Source organism: Blautia sp. An46 (genome assembly GCF_002161645.1).
GTDB classification, from domain to species: Bacteria; Bacillota; Clostridia; order Lachnospirales; family Lachnospiraceae; genus Blautia; species Blautia ornithocaccae.
The window spans coordinates 137,205-157,628 of sequence record NZ_NFIF01000002.1 but is presented as its reverse complement, the minus strand read 5'-3'; the positions used below and the strand labels follow the sequence as shown (position 1 = coordinate 157,628).

18 protein-coding genes are annotated in these 20,424 nt (G+C 47.9%); 14 read left to right on the top strand and 4 right to left on the bottom strand.

Annotated elements, in window-relative coordinates; translation table 11 throughout:
- Positions 1 to 9 precede the first annotated feature (9 nt).
- Genes B5G00_RS02670 through B5G00_RS02660 form a run of 3 tightly spaced genes read left to right on the top strand, consistent with a single transcriptional unit; the run spans position 10 to position 3,187 of the window.
- Positions 10 to 714, top strand: coding sequence for a tRNA (adenine(22)-N(1))-methyltransferase (locus tag B5G00_RS02670; protein ID WP_087268083.1), 705 nt, complete (start codon positions 10 to 12; stop codon positions 712 to 714).
- Positions 704 to 1,486 carry a Nif3-like dinuclear metal center hexameric protein gene (locus B5G00_RS02665; protein ID WP_087268080.1) on the top strand — a complete coding sequence of 261 codons (783 nt, stop codon included), beginning with the start codon at positions 704 to 706 and terminating at the stop codon, positions 1,484 to 1,486. Before B5G00_RS02670 ends, B5G00_RS02665 begins: the two co-directional genes overlap by 11 nt.
- 33 nt (positions 1,487 to 1,519) lie before the next feature.
- On the top strand, positions 1,520 to 3,187 hold the full coding sequence (locus B5G00_RS02660) for a nucleoside kinase (protein ID WP_087268076.1): 1,668 nt from the start codon (positions 1,520 to 1,522) through the stop codon (positions 3,185 to 3,187).
- A gap of 78 nt (positions 3,188 to 3,265) precedes the next feature.
- Here B5G00_RS02660 and B5G00_RS02655 read toward each other — a convergent pair whose 3' ends face one another.
- The 3 genes from B5G00_RS02655 to B5G00_RS02645 all read right to left on the bottom strand — a co-directional run bounded on the left by B5G00_RS02655 (position 3,266) and on the right by B5G00_RS02645 (position 7,582).
- A complete protein-coding gene (locus tag B5G00_RS02655) occupies positions 3,266 to 5,008 on the bottom strand; it encodes an ABC transporter ATP-binding protein (RefSeq protein WP_087268075.1) in 1,743 nt (580 codons plus the stop codon).
- Positions 5,009 to 6,811, bottom strand: coding sequence for an ABC transporter ATP-binding protein (locus B5G00_RS02650; protein ID WP_087268073.1), 1,803 nt, complete (start codon positions 6,809 to 6,811; stop codon positions 5,009 to 5,011).
- 147 nt (positions 6,812 to 6,958) lie between these two features.
- On the bottom strand, positions 6,959 to 7,582 hold the full coding sequence (locus B5G00_RS02645) for a TetR/AcrR family transcriptional regulator (RefSeq protein ID WP_087268070.1): 624 nt from the start codon (positions 7,580 to 7,582) through the stop codon (positions 6,959 to 6,961).
- A 360-nt stretch (positions 7,583 to 7,942) separates the two neighbouring features.
- Here B5G00_RS02645 and B5G00_RS02640 point away from each other — a divergent pair, with 360 nt between their 5' ends.
- From B5G00_RS02640 to B5G00_RS02620, 5 genes are all read left to right on the top strand, one after another.
- Positions 7,943 to 8,986 carry a heme-binding Shp domain-containing protein gene (locus tag B5G00_RS02640; protein WP_087268067.1) on the top strand — a complete coding sequence of 348 codons (1,044 nt, stop codon included), beginning with the start codon at positions 7,943 to 7,945 and terminating at the stop codon, positions 8,984 to 8,986.
- A complete protein-coding gene (gene isdE, locus B5G00_RS02635; protein ID WP_087268064.1) occupies positions 8,970 to 10,109 on the top strand; it encodes a heme ABC transporter substrate-binding protein IsdE in 1,140 nt (379 codons plus the stop codon). Before B5G00_RS02640 ends, isdE begins: the two co-directional genes overlap by 17 nt.
- Positions 10,110 to 10,121: 12 nt before the next feature.
- Positions 10,122 to 11,219: a FecCD family ABC transporter permease gene (locus B5G00_RS02630; protein WP_087268061.1), complete on the top strand. Its 1,098-nt coding sequence runs from the start codon at positions 10,122 to 10,124 to the stop codon at positions 11,217 to 11,219.
- A gap of 46 nt (positions 11,220 to 11,265) precedes the next feature.
- Positions 11,266 to 12,045, top strand: coding sequence for an ABC transporter ATP-binding protein (locus tag B5G00_RS02625; RefSeq protein ID WP_242971263.1), 780 nt, complete (start codon positions 11,266 to 11,268; stop codon positions 12,043 to 12,045).
- A gap of 105 nt (positions 12,046 to 12,150) precedes the next feature.
- Positions 12,151 to 12,555, top strand: coding sequence for a YbaN family protein (locus B5G00_RS02620; RefSeq protein ID WP_087268058.1), 405 nt, complete (start codon positions 12,151 to 12,153; stop codon positions 12,553 to 12,555).
- Positions 12,556 to 12,625: 70 nt separating this feature from the next.
- Here the strand turns inward: B5G00_RS02620 and B5G00_RS02615 are convergent, their stop codons facing one another.
- On the bottom strand, positions 12,626 to 13,162 hold the full coding sequence (locus B5G00_RS02615) for a TetR/AcrR family transcriptional regulator C-terminal domain-containing protein (protein WP_275532357.1): 537 nt from the start codon (positions 13,160 to 13,162) through the stop codon (positions 12,626 to 12,628).
- Positions 13,163 to 13,418: 256 nt separating this feature from the next.
- Between B5G00_RS02615 and B5G00_RS02610 the strand changes: the two genes are divergently transcribed.
- The 6 genes from B5G00_RS02610 (at position 13,419) to B5G00_RS19565 (ending at position 20,417) form a co-directional block, all read left to right on the top strand.
- Positions 13,419 to 14,033 (top strand): cytidylate kinase-like family protein, encoded by a 615-nt coding sequence (locus B5G00_RS02610; RefSeq protein ID WP_087268055.1) that lies wholly within the window; start codon positions 13,419 to 13,421, stop codon positions 14,031 to 14,033.
- A gap of 24 nt (positions 14,034 to 14,057) precedes the next feature.
- Positions 14,058 to 14,630 carry an MMPL family transporter gene (locus B5G00_RS02605; protein ID WP_087268052.1) on the top strand — a complete coding sequence of 191 codons (573 nt, stop codon included), beginning with the start codon at positions 14,058 to 14,060 and terminating at the stop codon, positions 14,628 to 14,630.
- Positions 14,617 to 17,316, top strand: coding sequence for a hypothetical protein (locus B5G00_RS02600; RefSeq protein WP_087268050.1), 2,700 nt, complete (start codon positions 14,617 to 14,619; stop codon positions 17,314 to 17,316). The genes B5G00_RS02605 and B5G00_RS02600 overlap by 14 nt, the downstream gene beginning before the upstream one ends.
- Positions 17,317 to 17,446: 130 nt before the next feature.
- Complete coding sequence (locus tag B5G00_RS02595) at positions 17,447 to 17,968, top strand: hypothetical protein (protein WP_330396297.1); 522 nt, start codon at positions 17,447 to 17,449, stop codon at positions 17,966 to 17,968.
- Between the two features lie 461 nt (positions 17,969 to 18,429).
- Entirely contained in the window at positions 18,430 to 19,737 is a 1,308-nt protein-coding gene (locus B5G00_RS02590) for a bifunctional folylpolyglutamate synthase/dihydrofolate synthase (protein WP_087268046.1), read from the top strand.
- Positions 19,707 to 20,417, top strand: a complete 711-nt coding sequence (locus B5G00_RS19565; RefSeq protein WP_087268042.1) for a metallophosphoesterase family protein — start codon at positions 19,707 to 19,709, stop codon at positions 20,415 to 20,417. Before B5G00_RS02590 ends, B5G00_RS19565 begins: the two co-directional genes overlap by 31 nt.
- The last annotated feature ends 7 nt before the right edge of the window (positions 20,418 to 20,424 follow it).

Here is a 20,424-nt window from a genome sequence, read left to right as displayed (position 1 = left end):
AGGAGAAATATGAGAGAATTGCAGATATCCCGGCGGCTGAAAGCTGTCGCAGCTCTGGTGAGCCCCGGACTGGTGCTGGCAGATGTAGGCTGCGACCACGGATATATTCCTATATATTTAATACAGAAAGGACAGATACCAAGAGCCATTGCCATGGATATCAACCAAGGTCCTCTTTTGCGGGCCAGGGAGCATATCCGGGAATGGGGACTGGAAGCTTACATAGAGACCAGACTTTCCGACGGGCTGAAAGCTTTAGAACCTGGAGAGGCCCAGTGTCTGGTGATCGCAGGAATGGGAGGCCCTCTTATGGAGAGAATCCTTACGCAAGGAGCCCCGGTCCTGAAAGATATGAAAGAACTGATCCTCCAGCCTCAGTCAGAAATCGGCCATTTCCGCCAGTTTCTGGCTGAAAATGGTTATAGGATCATTGAAGAAGATATGGTTGAGGAAGAGAAAAAATATTATCCTATGATGAAAGCTGTCCAGGGGAGTATGAATTATACAAAAAAAGCAGAATATCTCTATGGGAAGAAACTTCTGGAAAAGAGGCACCCTGTTTTAAGAGAGTTCCTGGAAAAAGAGGACCGGGCCTCCAGAGAACTTTTAAAAAAGCTTACCCAGGTAGAGACCTCCTCGGCAGAGAAAAGGAAAGAGGAGCTGCAGGAGGAAATAAGAGACAGAAAGGAGGCACTGGCATACTATGAAATGTAAAGATGTTATCAGAAAGATTGAAGAGAAGTATCCGGTATCTTTTGCTGAAGAGTGGGATAATCCCGGACTTCTTGTGGGAGATCCGGAGAAAGAAGTAAAGAGGGTCTTTCTGGCTCTGGATGTGACCGATGAAAGCCTTGAGGCAGCTGTGAAAGCTGGAGCAGACATGATGATTACCCATCATCCGCTGATTTTTTCAGGAATTAAGAAGGTCACTGCCGATAATTTTATCAGCCGCCGGATCATAGGATTGATAGAGAACGGAATTTCCTATTATGCCATGCATACGAATTTTGATGTACTGGGAATGGCAGATTTAAGTGCAGATTACCTGGAGCTTAAGGACCGTGAAATTCTGGAGGTTACTTATGACCGGGAAGGCAGACAGGAAGGCCTGGGAAGAGTGGGAAACCTGGCAGAGGCCCAGACCCTGGAAGCCTTTGGCAGATTTGTAAAAGAAAAATTTCAGCTGCCCTTTGTGAAGGTATATGGCGACTTAAATAAGAAGGTGGAAAGGGTTGCTGTATGTACCGGTTCGGGGAAAAGTCTTATGCCTTCTGTACTCCATTCTCAGGCAGATGTATATGTTACAGCGGACATGGATTATCATTCCTCTATAGATGCAGTTTCCCAGGGAATATGCGTAATAGACGCCGGCCACTATGGAACAGAGTATATTTTTATGGATTATATGGAAGAAGAACTGGGACAAATGCTACCGGAATTAGAGGTAGAAAAAATGAGGGTGCAGCACCCTTGCAAAGCCATATAGTTACTGGATATTTGACAGGAAAGGAGAGGCACAGTGAAAGAAAGAATGATTACCGTTAAGATTCTGGGAAAACAGAGAGAGTATCCTTATGGAACTCCCTACAGTAAAATTGCTGAAGACTACCGGGGAATCACCAGACATCCCATCGTGCTGGTAATGAAGGATAAGAAGCTCTGTGAGCTCCATAAAAAACTGAAAAAAGACGGAGAGCTGGAATTTATTACTACAAAGGATGAAATTGGCCATCAGACTTATAAAAGGAGCACTTCTCTGCTTTTGCTGAAAGCCCTTTATCATGTGGCCGGACATGGAAAGATCCGGAAAGTTGTGCTGCACTTTTCCGTCAGCTCCGGATATTACTATACTATAGATGGAGATGTAAAAATTACGCCAGAGTTTCTTGCAGATGTAAAAGCTTATATGATGGAGCTGGCAGAAAGGCAGATTCCCATACGAAAGAGAAGTGTAGGAACCAGTGAGGCTATTGAAATATTCCATCGTCATCATATGTATGACAAAGAAAAACTCTTCCATTTCCGCCGTGGTTCCAGGGTAAATATCTATAGTCTGGAAGAGTTCGAAGATTATTTTTATGGCTATATGGTAAACCATACCGGTTATCTGAAATATTTTGAATTATATCCCTTTGACGAAGGTTTGGTGCTCCAGCTTCCTGATAAAGATGAACCTGAGAAGGTTCCTCCTTTTAAGCCATGGATAAAACTTTTCCAGGTGCAGAAGGAGTCTGGAAACTGGGGAGAAATGATCGGAGCAGATGCAGTAGGGGATTTAAACGAACAGATCAGCCAGAAAGGCGCCAATGAGCTGATACTCATTGCAGAAGCCCTTCAGGAGGCAAAAATCTCACAGATAGCAGACAGGATTGCCAATGACAGAAGCAAAAAATTCATTATGATCGCGGGACCTTCTTCCTCAGGAAAGACCACTTTTTCTCATAGATTATCTATACAGCTATCCGCCCATGGTCTGAAACCTCATCCCATAGCAGTGGATAACTATTTTGTAAACAGAGAAGATACACCCCTGGATGAAGAAGGAAATTATAACTTTGAGTGTCTGGAAGCCATTGACGTAAAACAGTTTAACGAAGATATGACCGCTCTTTTAAGAGGTGAACAGGTTTCCATGCCCTCTTTTAATTTTAAAACAGGAATGAGGGAATATCGGGGAGATTCTCTTCGTCTGGGGCCTGAGGATGTGCTGGTAATTGAGGGGATTCATTGCCTTAATGATAAGCTGAGTTTTAGTCTTCCCGATGAGAGCAAATTCCGTATTTATATCAGCGCCCTTACCCAGATTAACATTGATGAGCATAACCGGATTCCAACTACGGACGGCAGACTGATCCGTCGGATTGTCCGGGATGCCAGGACAAGGGGAGCCTCTGCAAAGGCTACGATTGCTATGTGGAATTCCGTAAGGAGAGGAGAAGAAGAAAATATTTTTCCTTATCAAGAGTCTGCAGATGTCATGTTTAATTCTGCCCTGATCTATGAGCTGGCCGTATTAAAGCTGTATGCAGAACCCCTTCTCTTTTCCATTCAGCCTGGAGAACCGGAATATAACGAAGCAAAACGACTTCTGAAGTTCCTGGATTATTTCGTCAGTGTGCCCAGTGAAGCTATTCCACACAATTCCATTTTGCGGGAATTTGTAGGCGGAGGCTGCTTTGACGTATAAACAACATTTGCTGTAATTTTTATTTTTAAATAGCCGGAGCCGCTGTTTGCGGACTCCGGCTATTTAAAAACAAATATGTTATTTCAGACTCCATCCGGCGCTCTGCCTTTGCAGTTCCACCATGTGACGAAAGAGACCGTCCCGGCTCATCAGTTCTGTCGGGGCACCTTCCTCCACTACCTGACCGTCGGAGAGAACGATGATCTTGTCCGCTGCCTCCACGGTGCGCATCCGATGGGCGATGACCAGAACCGTCTTTCCTGCAAGCAGGCGGGAGAGAGCTTCCTGTACCTTTGTCTCATTCTCCACATCCAGACTTGCCGTAGCTTCGTCAAGGAGAAGGATAGGCGCGTCCTTCAGGAGAGCCCGTGCGATGGAGATGCGCTGGCGCTCGCCGCCGGAGAGCCTGGCGCCGTTCTCGCCGATAGGCGTATCATAGCCTTGTGGAAGATGCCGGACAAACTCTTCACAGTTGGCAGCCTGGGCCGCGGCAAGTACTTCCGCGTCCGTAGCGCCCCGTTTTCCCAGACGTATATTTTCCATGACAGTATCATCAAAGAGGATCACATCTTGGAATACCATGGAGTAATCGGTAAGGAGCACCTCCGGATCTACTTTTGAGATGTCTATACCGCCTACGAGGATTTTGCCGCCTGTGATGTCCCAGAGCCTTGCGGCAAGTCTGGCACAGGTGCTCTTGCCTGAACCAGAAGGTCCCACCAGCGCAGTGACTTCCCCCTCTTTTGCAGTAAAACTTACATCATGGAGAACTTCTTTCTCATCATAAGCAAAATGTACATGTTCAAATACGATATCGTGCCCATTCGGAGTAAATTTGCTGTTCCCGTTGGCAGCAGGGGTTTCGTAGAGCTCTGTGATCCGATCAGCGGATACCTGTGATATGATCATTTCTGCGATCAGGGCAAGACTCTGATCAAAGGGCGCGTAGATACGGGTGATGACTAGCAGGAATAAAAACAACAGCATGAAATTAATCTCACCTGAGAGGATCAGACCGGCTCCGGTCAGGATGGTCGTTGCCACGCCCAGACGCATAATCACGCTGGCGGCATTGACAAATATGCCTGTGCCGAGCTCGCCCCGGGTCATGATCCTTTCGTGCTCATCGATTTTCTGATTCAGGCGATCCAGATAGAGCTCTTCCTGGTTGGTAGCGCGGATTTCCCGAACATTTTCCAGCGCCTCCTGGATTCCGTCCGATACCCGGAGAGCGGCTTTTTTTGTCCGTTCAGAGGCACGGGCCGCAATTTTCCGGCTTCCAAACAGAAGCCCGAAAGCTGCCGGTACGCCCCACAGGCAGGCAATGGCAAGCCGCCAGTCATAGACGAACAGGCATACGGCAATCAGCGATGTAGAAATATAAGCGCCGTACAGATATCCGAGGACGTGGGACCACACATGCTCCATCCGGTTCACGTCCCCCAGCAGGGTCTCGGTCAGGTCTGCCAGATCCCGCTTCCCGAAGTATCCGAGGGGCAGCTTGCGGAGCCGCTCTGCCATGCTGAGACGAGTTGCCTTTACCTCATTGTATACCAGACCGTAGGTAGCCTGGTACTGCTGCAGATGGGTGAGAAATGATAAAACCAGGAACAGGACAGTCAGGGCGATGGGGAATACCACAGTCGGCAGGTTTTTTTCTTCCGTCAAGGTTTCCATGAAGGACCCTGTGAGAAGATAAAGGATTCCCATCCCTCCCATGACAACAAGATTGACGATGACAGTCCAGAACGCTCCCCTTTTTGTGTTTCGCAGTCCCTGGTCGGTGAGTGCGTATTTTCTCTGAAATTTTTTGCTGAACATTTATTCGTCCTCCTTTTCGCTGGAAATTTTCCACCGGACAGCCTTGTTATAGTCTGCCCACATCCTGGCGTACAGGCCGTTGGCAGCCACAAGTTCCTTATGGGAACCCTGCTCTGCGATGCAGCCCCTATCCAGGACGATAATCTGGTCAGCACCCACCACGGTGGACAGACGGTGGGCAATCATGATCACGGTGCGGCCCTTCGTTAGTGTGGCGAAAGCTTTCTGGATCAGGACTTCGTTCTCCGGGTCGGCAAAGGCTGTGGCCTCATCGAGGACGATGATAGGCGCATCTTTTAAGATGGCTCTGGCAAGGGCGATCCGCTGTTGTTCACCGCCGGAGAGATAGGTGCCCTCCGTGCCGATCAATGTATCCATTCCTTCTGGAAGTTTATCGAGGATATCCTGGCATTGGGCTGCCATGAGAGCGTTTTTCACCTGTTCTCTTGAGGCGCCCGGTCTTGCCGCCCGGACGTTTTCCAGGATTGATGCTTTAAATAGGCGATTGTTCTGGAAAACAAACGCCACATGGTCCATCAGCACATGGGGATCGATCTGTCTAACATCCACACCGCCTACATTAACAGAGCCGGAGGAAACGTCCCAGAAGCGGGGGATCAGGCTGGCCGCTGTAGTTTTGCCGCCGCCGGAGGGCCCTACCAGAGCGATGGTCTGCCCAGATTCAGCTGTGAATGAGACGTGGGAGAGAGCGGGCGTTGTGGCTCCGTCATAGGTAAAGCTGACATCCATAAACTCAACTTTGCTGCCGTGGGGTTCCATGGGATTGGCAGGATTTTTCAGAGTTGGGGATTCCATCACTTTGTTGATCCGGCCAAGTGCCGCACTGGCAAGCATAATTCCAGAGGAGGCGAACATGATCCTTGCCAGTGCAGTGGAGATGATAGCGGAGAACACTGCGTAGAATACAAAATCTGTGATAAAACCAGCAAAACTTCCATCCGCCAGAGCCTCCGGAGCCAAAAACAGCGCCACCGGGACAAGAAATACAAAAGCGCCTTCAGTGAAGGTCAGATTGACGGATTGGGGTTTACTGCACACATGAGAATTATAATGTTCAGCAAAGTAACTGTATTCTTCAATGGAAGCCTGGAATGCCTTGAAGGAATAGACAGTCTGCTGGAAAATCTTAACTACTGGAATGCCCCGGACATATTCTGTCCCCGACTTGTTCATGCGATCCAGTGCGGCTTGGTATTGAGCCATGAAACTTGCATTTTTCCCACCCATCATAGAGGCCATAGAGATGATGGAGATTACAGCCGCTAACAGGCAGGCCAGACCCATCCGCCAGTCGAACAGGAACATCAGAATCACCATGGAAATAAACAGAACGATGGTGCCCACGATGTCCGCCAAGTTGTGTGCAAGCAGGGTCTCTGTGTCGGCTGCCGCTGCGTCAAGACGTCCCCGGATCAGACCGGAGGCATTGGCGTCAAAATAGCCAAGCGGTGCTTTCATTACATGGGCAATCCCCTTTTTTCGGATATTGGAGGCAGTGCGGAAAGCCGCCAGGTGGGTGCACATCAGACCTGCGAAATACAGGGCAATTCCCGCAAACGCAAAAACAAAAGCCATCCATCCATACCTGGTGATGCCGTGAGCCTGCGTCCAGTCCGGGGCAACGGCGATTAGATCTCTGGCTGCAAGCCAGATACAGATATAAGGAACCATTGAGAGCAGCATGGATACTGCTGAAAAGGTCAGACCAAGAAAGGTCAGGCCCTTGCGGCTTCCCGCATAATCCAGCAGGACCGCCACATCACTTTTCTTTTTTCCTTTCATTAGTTTTCCTCCTTAAAAGATAAAATTTAATAGTTAGATAAAGCTAACTATTGAGCAAAAAACAAAGGAAATAATTCCCGCTGTGGATAGAAATATATCATCTGTCAATGTCGGTAAACGAAGCAGGAGAAGCAGCGTCAATGTATACTAACGCTGCTCTTCCATTAGTTTTATCCATCCGGCAGTATAAAAATCCCGGAATTGCTCGATATCCCGGTGTGCCTGTTCCCGGGGCATATTGTGGATTGCAATCTCAAAGAGACCGTTGAACATTCCACTGGCGATGATATGACAGAGAGATTTCTTTAACTCCGGGACTTTCCGTCCTGTCCTTCGGAGCACTTCCATATATTTCAGTGTGTATTCCACTTCGATTTCTACCATGTTGTGAATGAAGTGTTCATAGGAAGTTCCCTCCGCCCTGCAAAGCAGTAGCCTGACTGGCTCCCGGTGCTCACAAATATAATCCACCATCCAGTCTACATAGTATTTGGAAGCTTCCCCCATGCTGTTGGACTGCTCTTCTTCCGGCAATTCAGCAAAGCCTGTCTGGGCTTCCATGAACCTGCCCATGAGGGCGGCAGCATGGGGTTCCACAATGGATGCGAACAGAGCTTCCTTACTGGAAAAATAGCCATAAAAGGCGCCTGTAGTCACGCCTGCATTCTTTACAATCTGGCGCAGAGAAGCGCCAAGAAACCCCTTTTCGGAAAATTCCTCTAAAGCAGCCTGCTGGATATTTTCCAGTGTGGATGATGTCCTTTCGTCCATAAAAACCTCCATATAACAGTGATATATAACAATGCTATAATATATCTGATATGAAATTTTGTCAATATAAAAAAGATACTGATATTTGTTCTTAAGATTCCGCCGGAGACCTTCAAGGTGTATATCAGTCTGGACGGAGAAATAAAAAAACCTGAAAAAATAGTTGACAGTGCTGGAATAGAATGGTATATAATTCTTACATGGGTTAGTAATAACTAACTTATATAAGACAGAACTAACTGCACATAAACGGAATTGATTCCCACCAGACAGATGAGAGTAGAACTCCTATCCGGTTGCAATGATTACGGGGGAGGACTCTTTCCCAGACTGAACAAGAAATAAAAATAGGAGAAAAGTATGAAATCAGTAAAGAAAATCAGAAAGATTTTTGTCGGCCTGCTTGCAGCCCTTGTGCTGACGGTGATGGGAGCAGGAATCGGAGCGGTTCCGGTCCGGGCAGCCAGCGGCAATATTTACACCTGTGTGATCCATCCCTGCTATGCCCATCCGGTCACCGGCGTGATCGAAGATTCCGGCGGGGAGGCGTCCTATGCCACAGGTCAGGGCATGGTAGACGGCGCTGTCTATACCACCGGTATTTTGGAGTTGACGGACAGCGGGGAATACTACCTGACGATCCGCATGAGCCTGATGGACTACACGTCAAACCACAGCTTCTGGGTACAGAATGTGGGGGATTCCAACTGGTCCAGCCCTGCCATCGGCGTGACGGGCAATGGGACAGATGACAACGGTGCTACAGCAGATATCTGTATGCAGGTGCCAAGTGAGAATTGTGTGGTCCGAGGCTCTATGTATGTGGAACCTATGGGAAGGGATGTGATCTTCTACCTGTATCCCAGTGATTACACGGCAGGAAATAATACAAATATGAATGCGACGATTGTAACAGAAGCATCTGGAAGCGGCGGCACATCTACATACAGCGGCTCTGGCAGCACGAGTACAGAAAGCGGAACAAGCGGCTCTGGCAGCACGAATACCCAAAGTGAGAGCACTGGAAATGGCAATGCCAGCCTGTCCGGCTCCTCTCTCCAGAGTGACTCCGAATTATTATCCTCCGACTCTTCGGATACTGAGCCCGTAGACAACAGTACGGAAGCGCCGGCACTGTCCAGTTCCATTGATGAAGCGGCCCAGCCCACGCCGTCTACCGATGCAGAACTCAGCGATGCCCAGGGATTAAGTCTATCCACGGCAGCGGACACAGTAGAAGAGGCGGAAGATATGGCAGGTTCCAGTGGGGGCAGTGTTTTTGTTATGGGAACTGCGGTTACAGTATCCGGGCTGATTTTGATGGGGACAGCTGCTGTGATCGTTTATTTCTTCCGGAAGAACTGGAGAAGATGGGGCGGAGGTTACGATGATGATGAAGCATAGATGGATGGATGTAAAAAAGAGAATCCCGTCCCTTACCGTATGCACGGTTCTTTCCTGCAGCCTTCTGGCAGGATGTGTAGATCAAAGCGGCGGGGAAACAGGAGATAACGCCTCTGAAAGTAGCAAAGCCTCCCCCCAGATGGAAAGTGTGGAGACTATGCTGGAGATCACAGACCCGGAGGAAAAAGCTGCTGTGGAAGCCGCGAAAGCAAAGGTAAAGGGGATGGCAGAAGAACCGAGGATCATTGCCACATCTCCGTCCACAGCGGAAATCTGCGACCAGCTGGAGCTGGACCTGGTTGGCGTATGCTCCAGTTCTATCTCGGAGATTCCGGAAAGGTATGAGGAAGCGGAGAAGGTCGGAACCGCCATGGCCCCGGATATGGAGATCGTAGCATCCCTGGATCCAGACTGGATTCTGAGCCCGGCTACCCTTCAGGCTGATCTGCAGCCCAAATATGAAGCTATTGATACAGACTGGGCGTTCTTAAATCTGCGCAGCGTACAAGGGATGTACCGTTCCATTCAAGAATTGGGTGAGATCTTTGGAAGGGAAGAACAGGCACAGAAAATGGTGGATGAATTCACGAAGTTTTATGAAGATTACAAGAATACAAATGAAGGGAAAGATGCACCGAAAGTGCTGATCCTCATGGGACTTCCCGGAAGTTATATCATTGCAACTGAGAATTCTTATGTGGGAAGTCTGGTGGAACTGGCAGGCGGCCAGAATGTTTATGCCGGAACAGATCAAGAATTTCTGACCGTAAATACGGAGGATATGAAGACAAAAGAACCGGACGTGATCCTGCGGGCGGCTCACGCTCTGCCGGATCAGATTGTTGAAATGTTCAATGAGGAATTTGAGACAAACGATATCTGGCAGCATTTTGATGCTGTAAAAAACGGGTGTGTGTATGACCTGACCTACGAATACTTTGGGATGAGCGCCGACTTTGATTACCCGGAGGCTTTAGAGGAACTGCAGCCTATGCTTTATCCGGAGAGCGAAGCAGACGAAGAAAAAGCAAAAGAGAACAGTGAGAATGCCGCAAAGGCGGCGGAAGAGAGCGAAGCTTCCGAAAAGGTAGACGAAGAGACACTACAGGAAATCACGAAGTAAGGAGGATAAGCCATGAGTGAAGACAAAGACTTAAGACAGGACGGCGGCCTTACGTATCCGGCAGTTTTCGATGGCAGGGTGGAGCAGGAAGATTTTGGAAGGCAGGATCGGAGCAGGAAGAAACGGAAGACAGCCCGGGCAGCGGTATCTTTTTTTGTTACAGGAATCCTGCTGGCAGTGCTGATCCTATTGTCTGTTAATATTGGAAGCCTGAAGGTCTCACCATCGGAATTATTCCGTGGACTGTTCATCGAACGGATCGACGACGTGGCAGCCATCTATGACCTGCGTTTTCCGAGAATCGTGATCTCTCTATTTGCAGGGGCGGCAGTAGCGGTCTCAGGAGTCCTTTTTCAGGCAGTGTTAAAGAACCCGCTGGCGGATCCGGGGATCATCGGCATCTCCAGCGGTGCGGGATTTACAGCTGTTTTGATCACGGCCTTCCTCCCAGCCCTTTACTTTTTTACTCCTCTGTTGGCATTCGCAGGAGGTGTGCTGGCTTTTTTCCTGGTATACAGTCTGTCTTGGAAAGGCGGATTAAGCCCGCTGCGTATTATTTTGACCGGCGTGGCAGTGAGCGCCATGTTCACCGGACTATCGGATGCCCTGAACTCCATGAGCGGTGGAAATTCCTCCGGAGTGGCTTCTATCGTAGAGGGAAATATCACACAGAAGACATGGGAGGACGTACAGACGCTCCTTCCCTATGTGATCGCCGGGCTGATCCTTGCGCTGCTGTTTACAAAGATATGCAACCTGATGTCCCTGGAAGATAAGACAGCCAGGAGCCTGGGTGTCAACGTAAACCTGATGCGTATCCTGATTTCCCTTGTTGCGGTTCTCCTGGCAAGCATTTCCACAGCAGTGGTGGGCGCCATCAGCTTTCTGGGGCTTATTGTACCCCATATCGGAAGGCTGCTGGTGGGAAGTGACCACCGGGCGCTGGTGCCCTTTTCCATGCTGGCGGGAGCCTTTACCTTTCTGCTGGCGGATACCATTGGTCGGACTGTGGCAGCACCCTACGAAGTGTCGGCGTCCATTATCATGAGCGTGATCGGCGGACCGTTCTTTATCATTTTATTAAGGAGGTCGAAGAAGTATGCAGCCTGATATGAACCAAGTGCAAAAAAACATTACAGATGTTCGGAAAACGGCGATGAGAGCAGACAAGCCTGCCATGGAAGTCAGGGATTTGTCTTTTTCCTATGGAAAGAATAAGGTTCTAAAAGGCATTTCCTTTACCATAGAAGGTGGAAAGATCACTACGATTATGGGAGCAAATGGATGCGGAAAGTCTACCCTGTTTAACCTGATGACCAAAAACCTGTATCCCCGGAAAGGGAATATCTTTCTCCACGGAAGAAATATCCAGAATTTTGGTCTGAAAGATTTTGCAAAAAGAGTGTCCATTGTCCATCAGTATAATTCTTCGGCAGATGACATTACAGTAGAACGGCTGGTATCCTTTGGGCGTACGCCTCATATGAAAATGATGCAGGGGCGCAGTGATGAAGATGAAAAGCTGATCGAGTGGGCCATGGAAGTGACCAATGTAGAGAAGTACCGAGACCGGGAAGTAAGCCGCCTTTCAGGCGGACAGCGTCAGCGCGTATGGATTGCCATGGCACTGGCGCAGAATACTAAGATCTTGTTTCTGGACGAACCGACCACCTATCTGGACATCCGTTATCAGATCGAGATCCTGGAGCTGGTGAAGAAACTTAATGAAGAATATGGAATCACCATTATCATGGTACTCCATGATATTAATCAGGCGATTCATTTTTCTGACCGTATCATCGGCTTGAAAGACGGACAGGTGGCTGCACAGGGTTCACCGGCTGAAGTGGTCACACCGGAATGCATCCGGACACTGTATGGGATTTCCCTGGGAGTGACGATCATTGAAGGAAAGAAATTTGTCCTGACCGTGTAACGATAGCCGTCTTAGTCTTGTAAGTGGCAGATTTCAAGTGTGCATGTGGCGAGGCTATGAATATTACTGCAGCGGTCAGAATCAGAAAAACAGGAGTGAAACAAAATGAAGAATATGAATCCGTTCCGGATCCTCTGGATCATACTGGGCTTTATATGCCTGGGACTTGGAGTAATTGGCATCATCCTGCCGATTCTCCCTACCGTGCCCTTTTTCATGGCCACGGTATTCTGCTTTGCGAAAAGTTCAAAGCGGCTTCATGGCTGGTTCATCGGAACGAATCTTTATAAGAAACATCTGGACAGCTTTGTGAAGCAGCGGGCCATGACTATGGGGACGAAACTGCGGATCGTAGGGACCGTGACCGTGGTGATGGCGGTTGGCTTTCTGATGATGAGCAAGGTTCCGGTGGGACAGATTTGTCTGGCTGTTGTGTGGGTATGCCATCTGTTGTATTTCTTTCTGCGGGTAAAGACCGTTAAGCAGGAAGAAGCACAGGCAGCAGATTAGAGGAAGTGCAGGATGATCAGGAAAAAAGTCTCTGCAGGGCAGTTTATGCTCTCGCAGGGACTTTTTGCCGCTATTCTTCCTTCTCTGCCTTTTGCTGGGCGGCATAATCACTGAGAAGAGGCGGAAGGGAAGAGCGTATGACCAGAGAGATATACAGGATATTTTTATCATTGTTCCTCAGAGTGGGATTTGTGATCCCGTCCATCAGAAGGCCTGCAAAGGCTTCCGTATAAAACCGGCTGAGAAAATCTCTGTAATCGGAAGGTATGGACAGTTCCATCTGCTGGATAGTTTTATCTATAACAGAAGAGGTGATCCCATAAAGGTCATTGAAGAAGAAACGTTTCAGTTCTCCCTGTCCTAAAGAGTTACAGATGTTGTTCAGCAGCTTTTCATTCTCCTCGATATAATTCATAACAAACCGGACAGCCTCTTCGTAATCAGACATCAGATCAAAATGTTTTACCACATCAATAGCTTCCTGTTCTAAAGTCCATTTCAAAAGATCGTTGATATCCTCAAAATGATAATAAAAAGTATTTCTGTTCAATCCGCAGTCCTCGGTGATTTCCCGGACAGTGATATTCGAGAAGGATTTCCTGCGGATAAGCTTTTTCAGAGATTCTGCAAGGATTTACCTGGTATAAAAGGTGGTAGCGTTATGTTTCATGGGATCATCCATACTCCTTTATCAGCAATATTGTTTTTTTATTTTAGCGGCTGAAAAATAAAAAGTCAATCATTCAGCTAAACATATTCAGTCATTTGCCTAAATTTTAGACATCTGCTGAAAAGTGTTGCTTTTCTTTCCTGGATTTTTTTCATAAAATGCAGAACAGATGAAAAAAAGGAGGCCTTAAAAAATGAATATATGCATAAGCAGAGAATTTGGCAGCGGAGGACATGAGATCGGAAAGATACTTGCCGAGCAGCTTGGATATTCCTTTTATGACCGCAGGCTGCTGGAAGGTGCGGCGGAGAAAAGCAGGATTCCCATAGATCATCTGGAAAGGGCAGATGAGCAGAAAGCCAATCCCTGGATACACAGAATATGGTATGAGGCAGAGGATGAAAATCTCCGTGGACTTCCGGCCAATGATATTTTATTTCAGATACAGAAGGACTATATCCTGAACCGGGCAAGGGAAGGAAATGCAGTTTTTGTAGGCAGATGCGGAGACTTTATTCTAAAAGAGGCAGATATCCCCTGTGTTTGTATTTTTATCACTGCCCCATATGCCTGCCGTGTAATGCGAAAAAAAGAGCTGCTCCATTTATCCGCAAAGGAGACAGAGACACTGATAAGGAAAACAGATAAACGGAGAAAAGCCTACTACAATTATTACACAGACGGGGGCTGGGGAAAACCAGATAATTATGACTTTTGCATCAACAGCAGCCGTGGAATCCATGAAACGGTCAGAGTACTGGAGAAGCTTCTGGAAGAACTGTCCCGGGAAGGTGAGAAAAATGAGTGAAAAGGCAGAGAAAGGTATACCGTCATGAAAAAATTTTATCAGAAAATCGTGGAGCATCCCAAAAGCATCCTTACCCTGTTTATCCTGGCAGCAGTTTTTGTGGTACTGCTTTTTACCATGAAATCCGTCTCTCTCCCGGTTTTCCTGGTGCTGGCTATCGAGACGGCAGTGTGGATCAATGTGTCGATTCCATACTTTAAGGATTCTACGGTATTCTACATTTCCTACCTGATCATCAGTTCTATCCAATTAGGAGCTACCGTGGATTATGCGATCCTGACTACGGAACGCTATATGGAGTTCAGACAGACCATGGATAAGAAAAAGGCAGTTTCTGAAACCATCGCAGCGGTGACTACATCTTTGCTTACTTCCGGTATTGTGCTGGCTGTGGTGGGATACCTGATGGGGGCAATTTCTTCTCACGGGATCCTTTCCCAGCTCGGGACCTTCCTGGGAAACGGAAGTATGCTGTCCCTGACCATTGTACTTTTTGTACTGCCGGGACTGCTGTACTTATTTGACAGGTTCATAGAGATAACTACCCTGCACACAAACTTTTATCAGAAAAGGAGACATCATCATGAATCGAAATAAAAAAAGCAGATACACAAAAAAATCTATTACAGCGGCTGTATGTTTTTCCATGGTTCTTGGAAACACCCTGCCGGTCATTGCTGCAGAAAATCCCCAAAAGGAAGAAAATGTCTATGCATCCCTGGAAGAAGACGGAACAGTATCCGGCGTCTATGTGGTCAATGAATATGATCTGGAAAAAGATACCAGAATCACAGACTATGGCGATTATACAGAAGTAACCAACCTGACTACCGAGGATAAAATAGAGGAGACAGCCGACGGATATACAGTAGAAGGCAAAAAAGGGAAATTCTATTATCAGGGGAATCTGGAGACAAAAGAACTGCCCTGGAAGATCCAGATTTCCTATTACCTGAACGGTGAGAAGAAAAATCCGAAAGAACTGGCCGGAGAGAGCGGAAATCTGGAAATCCGGATTTCCGTAAAGAAAAATGAAAAAGTAAAGGGAGACTATTTTGAAGATTATCTGCTTCAGGCCACAGTTACACTGGACTCCGAAAAGTGCAAAAATATCCAGGCAGAGGGGGCTACTCTGGCAAATGTGGGAGCAGATAAACAGATCCTATACAACATTATGGCGGGGCAGGAAAAAGAAATTTCCATTACATCAGAGGTTACTGACTTTGAAATGGATGGGATCTCTTTCCAGGGAGTGCCGATGTCCTTTGCCATTGATACAGACAGTCTGGATATGTCGGCTCTCTATGAGCAGACAGATGAGCTGAAAGAAGCGGTATCCCAGCTTGATGAAGGGGCCGGTTCACTGAAAGAAGGTACCGGAGAACTGGCGGAAGGAAGCAGCCAGCTTCTGGATGCCACAGGCAGCCTGGCCCAAGGTGCAGTCAGCCTTAAAACAGGCACAGACGGGGCGGCTTCGGGAAGTTCTGCTCTTGTCCAGGGAAGCCAGGAGCTGGAGACCGGTATCGGCGCTTATCTGAATGGCGTTTCTTCGGCAGCTTCCGGAAGTAAATCTCTGATCCAGGGAGCAGACAGCCTGAAAGAAGGCGTCCCTGTTCTGGAAGCCGGCGCAGGTCAATTAGCAGAAGGGACCAGGACCTATACAGAAGGAACCGAGAGCTATATAGACGGCGTCCAGGCTTATATCAGCGGCGTGGACCAGCTGAAGGAAGGGGTCGGACAGCTGGCCGGACTGAAAAACCTGGGAGAAGTCTCCCAGGGGGTAACTGCTTTAAAAGACAGTTCTCAGCAGCTTACAGATGGGGCAGCGGCTCTGTCTGATGGGCTGGAGGCCCTTCAGTCCCAGCTCCGGCTTCTGGAAGACTCCCGGGAAGGCGAGCAGCTGCAGGAAATGCTGGGCAGTCTTCAGGAGGCAGCCCAGGCTATGGATAGTGTCCAGGCAAAGGCCGGAGAAATGTTTTCTCTGTATCATGAGGCGGCGGGAGAACTGCAGGAAGCAGGAAATATTCTTTCTCAGGCAGAAAGCGAACTCCAGTCCCAGGCAGATAGTGCCAGTGACAGTATAAGCCAGGCTGGGGCATCTCTCCAGTCCCAGGTAGATTCGGCAAACGCTCAGATCAGCCAGGCAAACAGCCAGATAGAGACAGCGGCAGACAGTGCCAATGCCCAGATTGATGCAGCCATAGCCGCTGTCTGGAATTCCATAGGCAGCGGCGCCATAGATCCGGATACAGGAAGCGCCCTTATTGCCGGCCTGGATGGAAGCAGGGTCAGTGTGCAGGGGGCAGATACTGTGGCTGTGGATATTCCTGCACCGGAGATTTCTATAAGCAATGACAGCTCTTCGGCGCTGGCATCCATTGCCTCCAGATTAGAAGAGATCCAGGCAGGAGAAACCGGATCCCTGAACAGTATGGCGGAAGAACTAAACAAAGCAGCCGAAGCAGGGGAAAGCCTTCAATCTTTCCAGACAGGAGACCTGTCACAGCTTACGGAAAGTATACAGGCTTTGACAGAAGGGGCCCGGCAGCTGGAAACAGGGCTGGAGCAGATGAACCAGGGGTTAACTTCCATGGAGACACAGACCGCTTCTCTTCCTGCAGGAGCAGAAGGAATCGACAGCCTTTTAAAAGGATTTGAGGAATTGACTGCTCAGAATCAGCTCCTGAAGGAAGGGGGAGAAGCCCTGAAATCTTCTTCCGCAGCGCTGAATCAGGGAGCAGAAGAAGTAAGCGGCGGGATCACCCGGTTAAACACCGGGATCTCTGCCCTGGCAAAGGGCGCCCGCCAGCTTGACGCAGGATTAGAAGAACTGGAAGAGAAAGGTACAGATATCCAGACAGGAAGCAGCAGTCTTACAGAAGGGACCCAGGCTCTTTTGGAAGGCCTTACCCAGCTTCAGGAAGGGGTAAACACTTTATCTTCCGGAGCCTCTGTTTTTGAAACGGGTATTTCCAGCCTGGCAGAAGGTTCCCAGGATCTGGACGAGGGAGCCGGAGAAATGAAAGACGGCACTGAAGAATTTAAAACAGAAACTGCAGATATAGACACAGAAATCGAAAATAAGGTGGAGGAAATGGTACAGGAATTTTCCGGCGAAGACTATGTTCCGGTTTCCTTTGTATCTGAGAAAAATACCAATGTAGAGGCTGTCCAGTTTGCCTTCCAGACCGATCCCATCCAGATAGAAGAGGAAGAGTCCCAGGAGGAAGCCCCTGAAGAAACCACCGGCTTCTGGGAAAAAATCAGAGGATTATTTGAATAATTCCGAAAAAACTAGAAATCGGACGTATATCCAGAGAAATTATCCTAACCTGCGGCAGCCTGGGGTGTTACAATACTGATTATAGTAAGACGAACACGGAAATGTGCTGTTCAGGAAAGGAGAAGGCTATGTGAAAGGGGCAGAAAGCGGCATGTCTGCTCTGGCCAAAGCCATGGGAATGGCAGGAGGGACCAACCCGGCAGAGCTTTTAAGAGATAAGCTGATCAGCAAAGGCTTTGACGCATTTATCTATGAAAGCCCTGTGGACAAAATGAAGAAACAGATCGAAGCCGGGGAGAAACCGGATATCAATATTTACTTTGCCGGTAAGAACGCCATTGCAGACTTTGTAAAAGACATGGACCTGGTAATCACCCTCTGTGATATTAACGAGGGAAGGCCCAGCTTCGGACTTTCCAAAGGCGGCGGAGAAATCCCCTGGTATGTCTTTGAAATCCCGGTAGTAGCTGTAAGCTGCGGACAGCCCACCATGCTGGCAGATATTCCCCAGGTACGGACTTACATCAATGCCTACGACACAAAAGACAGTACCTTCGATGCACTGGTAGAAAACCTGATGACAGGAGAAGAAGCTTTTAAGGGGCAGGATCCTATCGACAGCTTCTGCGGACTCTTTGACGCACGTCTGTAAAAACAGAGGGATAGATTATTGTTTACTGAATAATGATAAAAGATGAAAAGCGCCTCACCGCTGGACTTATTTCCGGTGGCGAGGCGTTTGCTACGGCTGAGTTTCCGATTTCTTCATTTCTGGCCGCAGTATTTAACCAGCTGGTACGGTTATACAGAAAGAAATCTGATTTTAAACCGTAATTTTCGATGGTCGAAACGGCTACACAGGGAAAATACGATTTTAAGCCGGAAATTTAGGGTAGTTGGGACGGTTACACAGAAGAAAATCCGATTAAGAACCGTCCCCATATGCCTACAAGGACGGTTACATGAATGAAAATAGATTCTGAACCGTTTCTCCCATTAAAATATAGCTGAGAATAGAGAAGAACAGAAGATTCCGATTGTAGTCAAAAGGAAAAAGAGCTATAATAATCTCCGAATTACAGAGGGGCCTGCAGGCCCCGGATAGGAGAAATCATGAATTACGAAGAAGCAAGAGTATATTTGGAGGAAGCCTCTAAATACGGAAGTGTACTTGGCTTAGACAATATGCGCCATCTTATGGAGCGTCTGGGAAATCCTCAGGACAGTCTGAAATTTATCCATATTTCAGGAACCAACGGAAAGGGTTCTGTCCTGGCTTATCTTTCTACTATACTGACAGAAGCGGGATACCGGGTAGGACGGTATATTTCCCCTACTTTGTTTTCCTACAGAGAGCGGATACAGGTAAACGGAGAGCGGATCGGAAAAGAAGCCCTGGCGAAACATGTGACAGCTATTGCAGAAGCTATTAAAGATATGGAGGAACATCATCTTACAAATCCAACGCCTTTTGAAATAGAAACCGCCCTTTCTTTCCTGTATTTCCAGGAGAAAAAATGTGATCTGGTGGTCCTGGAAACCGGTCTTGGAGGAGCCCTGGATGCCACCAATATCATTAAGACGCCGGTAATGGAAGTGATCACCCCCATCAGTATGGATCACATGGCCTTTCTGGGAGATACTTTGGAGGAAATTGCCGCACAGAAAGCCGGGATCATCAAGCCTTATACAAAGGTGGTATCCGGTCCCCAGAAAGCCGGAGCCAGGAAAGTTCTGGAAGAAAGGGCAAAGGAGCAAGGGGCTTCCATGGAATTCCTGGATATGGAAGAAGTAAAGGATATTCATTACGGGTATGAAAAACAGAGCTTTACCTGGAGAGACTTTGATCAGGTAGAGATTTCTCTGGCAGGAAGCTATCAGATCCTGAATGCCGCTCTTGCCCTTCAGTCTGTGACTATGCTTCAGGAGCTTGGCTATTCGGTTTCCAGAGAGAATATCTATGAAGGGTTCAGAAAGACCCATTGGAGAGGGCGTTTCACCCTGATCTCCAAAGAGCCGGTAGTGATCATGGACGGGGCTCATAATCCGGGAGCAGCCAGAGAATTGGAACATTCTCTGAAGCTTTATTTTCCGCACCGGCATATCCGGTATATTTTCGGTATATTTCAGGACAAGGATTACAAACAGGTTATCCAGATCACAGCCCCGCTGGCAGACCATATCATAACAGTGCAGACTCCAGATAATCCCAGAGCCCTTCCGGCAGAAGAACTGAAGGAAGCAGTGGCCTGTGTGAATCCTTCTGTGGAAGCGGCAAAAAGTATTGAACAGGCAGTGGAGAAAACTCTGGAAGAAGCAAAACCGGAAGATGTGGTGATCATTTTCGGCTCCCTTTCCTTCTTAGGAGAGGCAGAAAGGAATGTGAAGAAATGGAAAGAAAAACAGGACGGATTGCAGTAATTTCCGATACCCACGGACTTCTGCGGCTAGAAGTGGCTGAAATTTTAAAGACCTGCGACGCAGTCATTCATGGCGGAGACATCAATACCCCCGGGATTCTGGAAGAAATCCGCAGGATCAATCCTTCCCTGTATGTGGTCCGGGGGAATAATGATAAGGAATGGGCCGAAAAACTGCCTAAAGAGCTTTCTTTTTCTCTTTTTGGCAAAAGCATTTATATGGTCCACAATAAAAAACATATCCCAAAAGATCTGGAGAAAAAAGATTTTGTGATCTACGGACATTCCCATAAATACGAGGCCTATGTGCAGGAAGGCGTCCAGTATCTGAACCCGGGAAGCTGCGGTCCCAGAAGATTTCACCAGCCGGTGACCATGGCGGTGCTGATTATAGAAGCAGAAAGCTTCCATATAGAAAAGATGGATATCCTTCCCAGAGTGGAACAGGAAAAAGTACCGGAACTTTCCCAGAAAGATATGGAAAAGCTGATAAAAGGAATCTTAAAAGAACTGGAAAAGGGAACCACCGTAGCTTCCATGGCAAAGAAATTTCAGGTTTCAAAGGAGTTTGCGGAACAGGTATGCAGGATTTCTGTAACTCACCCGGGAGTGACCGCCCATGGGATCATGGATAAGATGGAAGTAAATAAGATCGTATCAAAAAGAGGCAAAAACAGTTAGGAGGAAG

Bases quoted from the DNA above. Each gene is read 5' to 3' on its own strand.
- B5G00_RS02670 (WP_087268083.1), top strand. From the start codon at position 10: ATGAGAGAATTGCAGATATCCCGGCGGCTGAAAGCTGTCGCAGCTCTG.
- B5G00_RS02665 (WP_087268080.1), top strand. From the start codon at position 704: ATGAAATGTAAAGATGTTATCAGAAAGATTGAAGAGAAGTATCCGGTA.
- B5G00_RS02655 (WP_087268075.1), bottom strand. From the start codon at position 5,008: ATGTTCAGCAAAAAATTTCAGAGAAAATACGCACTCACCGACCAGGGA.
- B5G00_RS02650 (WP_087268073.1), bottom strand. From the start codon at position 6,811: ATGAAAGGAAAAAAGAAAAGTGATGTGGCGGTCCTGCTGGATTATGCG.
- B5G00_RS02645 (WP_087268070.1), bottom strand. From the start codon at position 7,582: ATGGACGAAAGGACATCATCCACACTGGAAAATATCCAGCAGGCTGCT.
- B5G00_RS02640 (WP_087268067.1), top strand. From the start codon at position 7,943: ATGAAATCAGTAAAGAAAATCAGAAAGATTTTTGTCGGCCTGCTTGCA.
- isdE (WP_087268064.1), top strand. From the start codon at position 8,970: ATGATGATGAAGCATAGATGGATGGATGTAAAAAAGAGAATCCCGTCC.
- B5G00_RS02630 (WP_087268061.1), top strand. From the start codon at position 10,122: ATGAGTGAAGACAAAGACTTAAGACAGGACGGCGGCCTTACGTATCCG.
- B5G00_RS02625 (WP_242971263.1), top strand. From the start codon at position 11,266: ATGAGAGCAGACAAGCCTGCCATGGAAGTCAGGGATTTGTCTTTTTCC.
- B5G00_RS02620 (WP_087268058.1), top strand. From the start codon at position 12,151: ATGAAGAATATGAATCCGTTCCGGATCCTCTGGATCATACTGGGCTTT.
- B5G00_RS02610 (WP_087268055.1), top strand. From the start codon at position 13,419: ATGAATATATGCATAAGCAGAGAATTTGGCAGCGGAGGACATGAGATC.
- B5G00_RS02605 (WP_087268052.1), top strand. From the start codon at position 14,058: ATGAAAAAATTTTATCAGAAAATCGTGGAGCATCCCAAAAGCATCCTT.
- B5G00_RS02600 (WP_087268050.1), top strand. From the start codon at position 14,617: ATGAATCGAAATAAAAAAAGCAGATACACAAAAAAATCTATTACAGCG.
- B5G00_RS02590 (WP_087268046.1), top strand. From the start codon at position 18,430: ATGAATTACGAAGAAGCAAGAGTATATTTGGAGGAAGCCTCTAAATAC.
- B5G00_RS19565 (WP_087268042.1), top strand. From the start codon at position 19,707: ATGGAAAGAAAAACAGGACGGATTGCAGTAATTTCCGATACCCACGGA.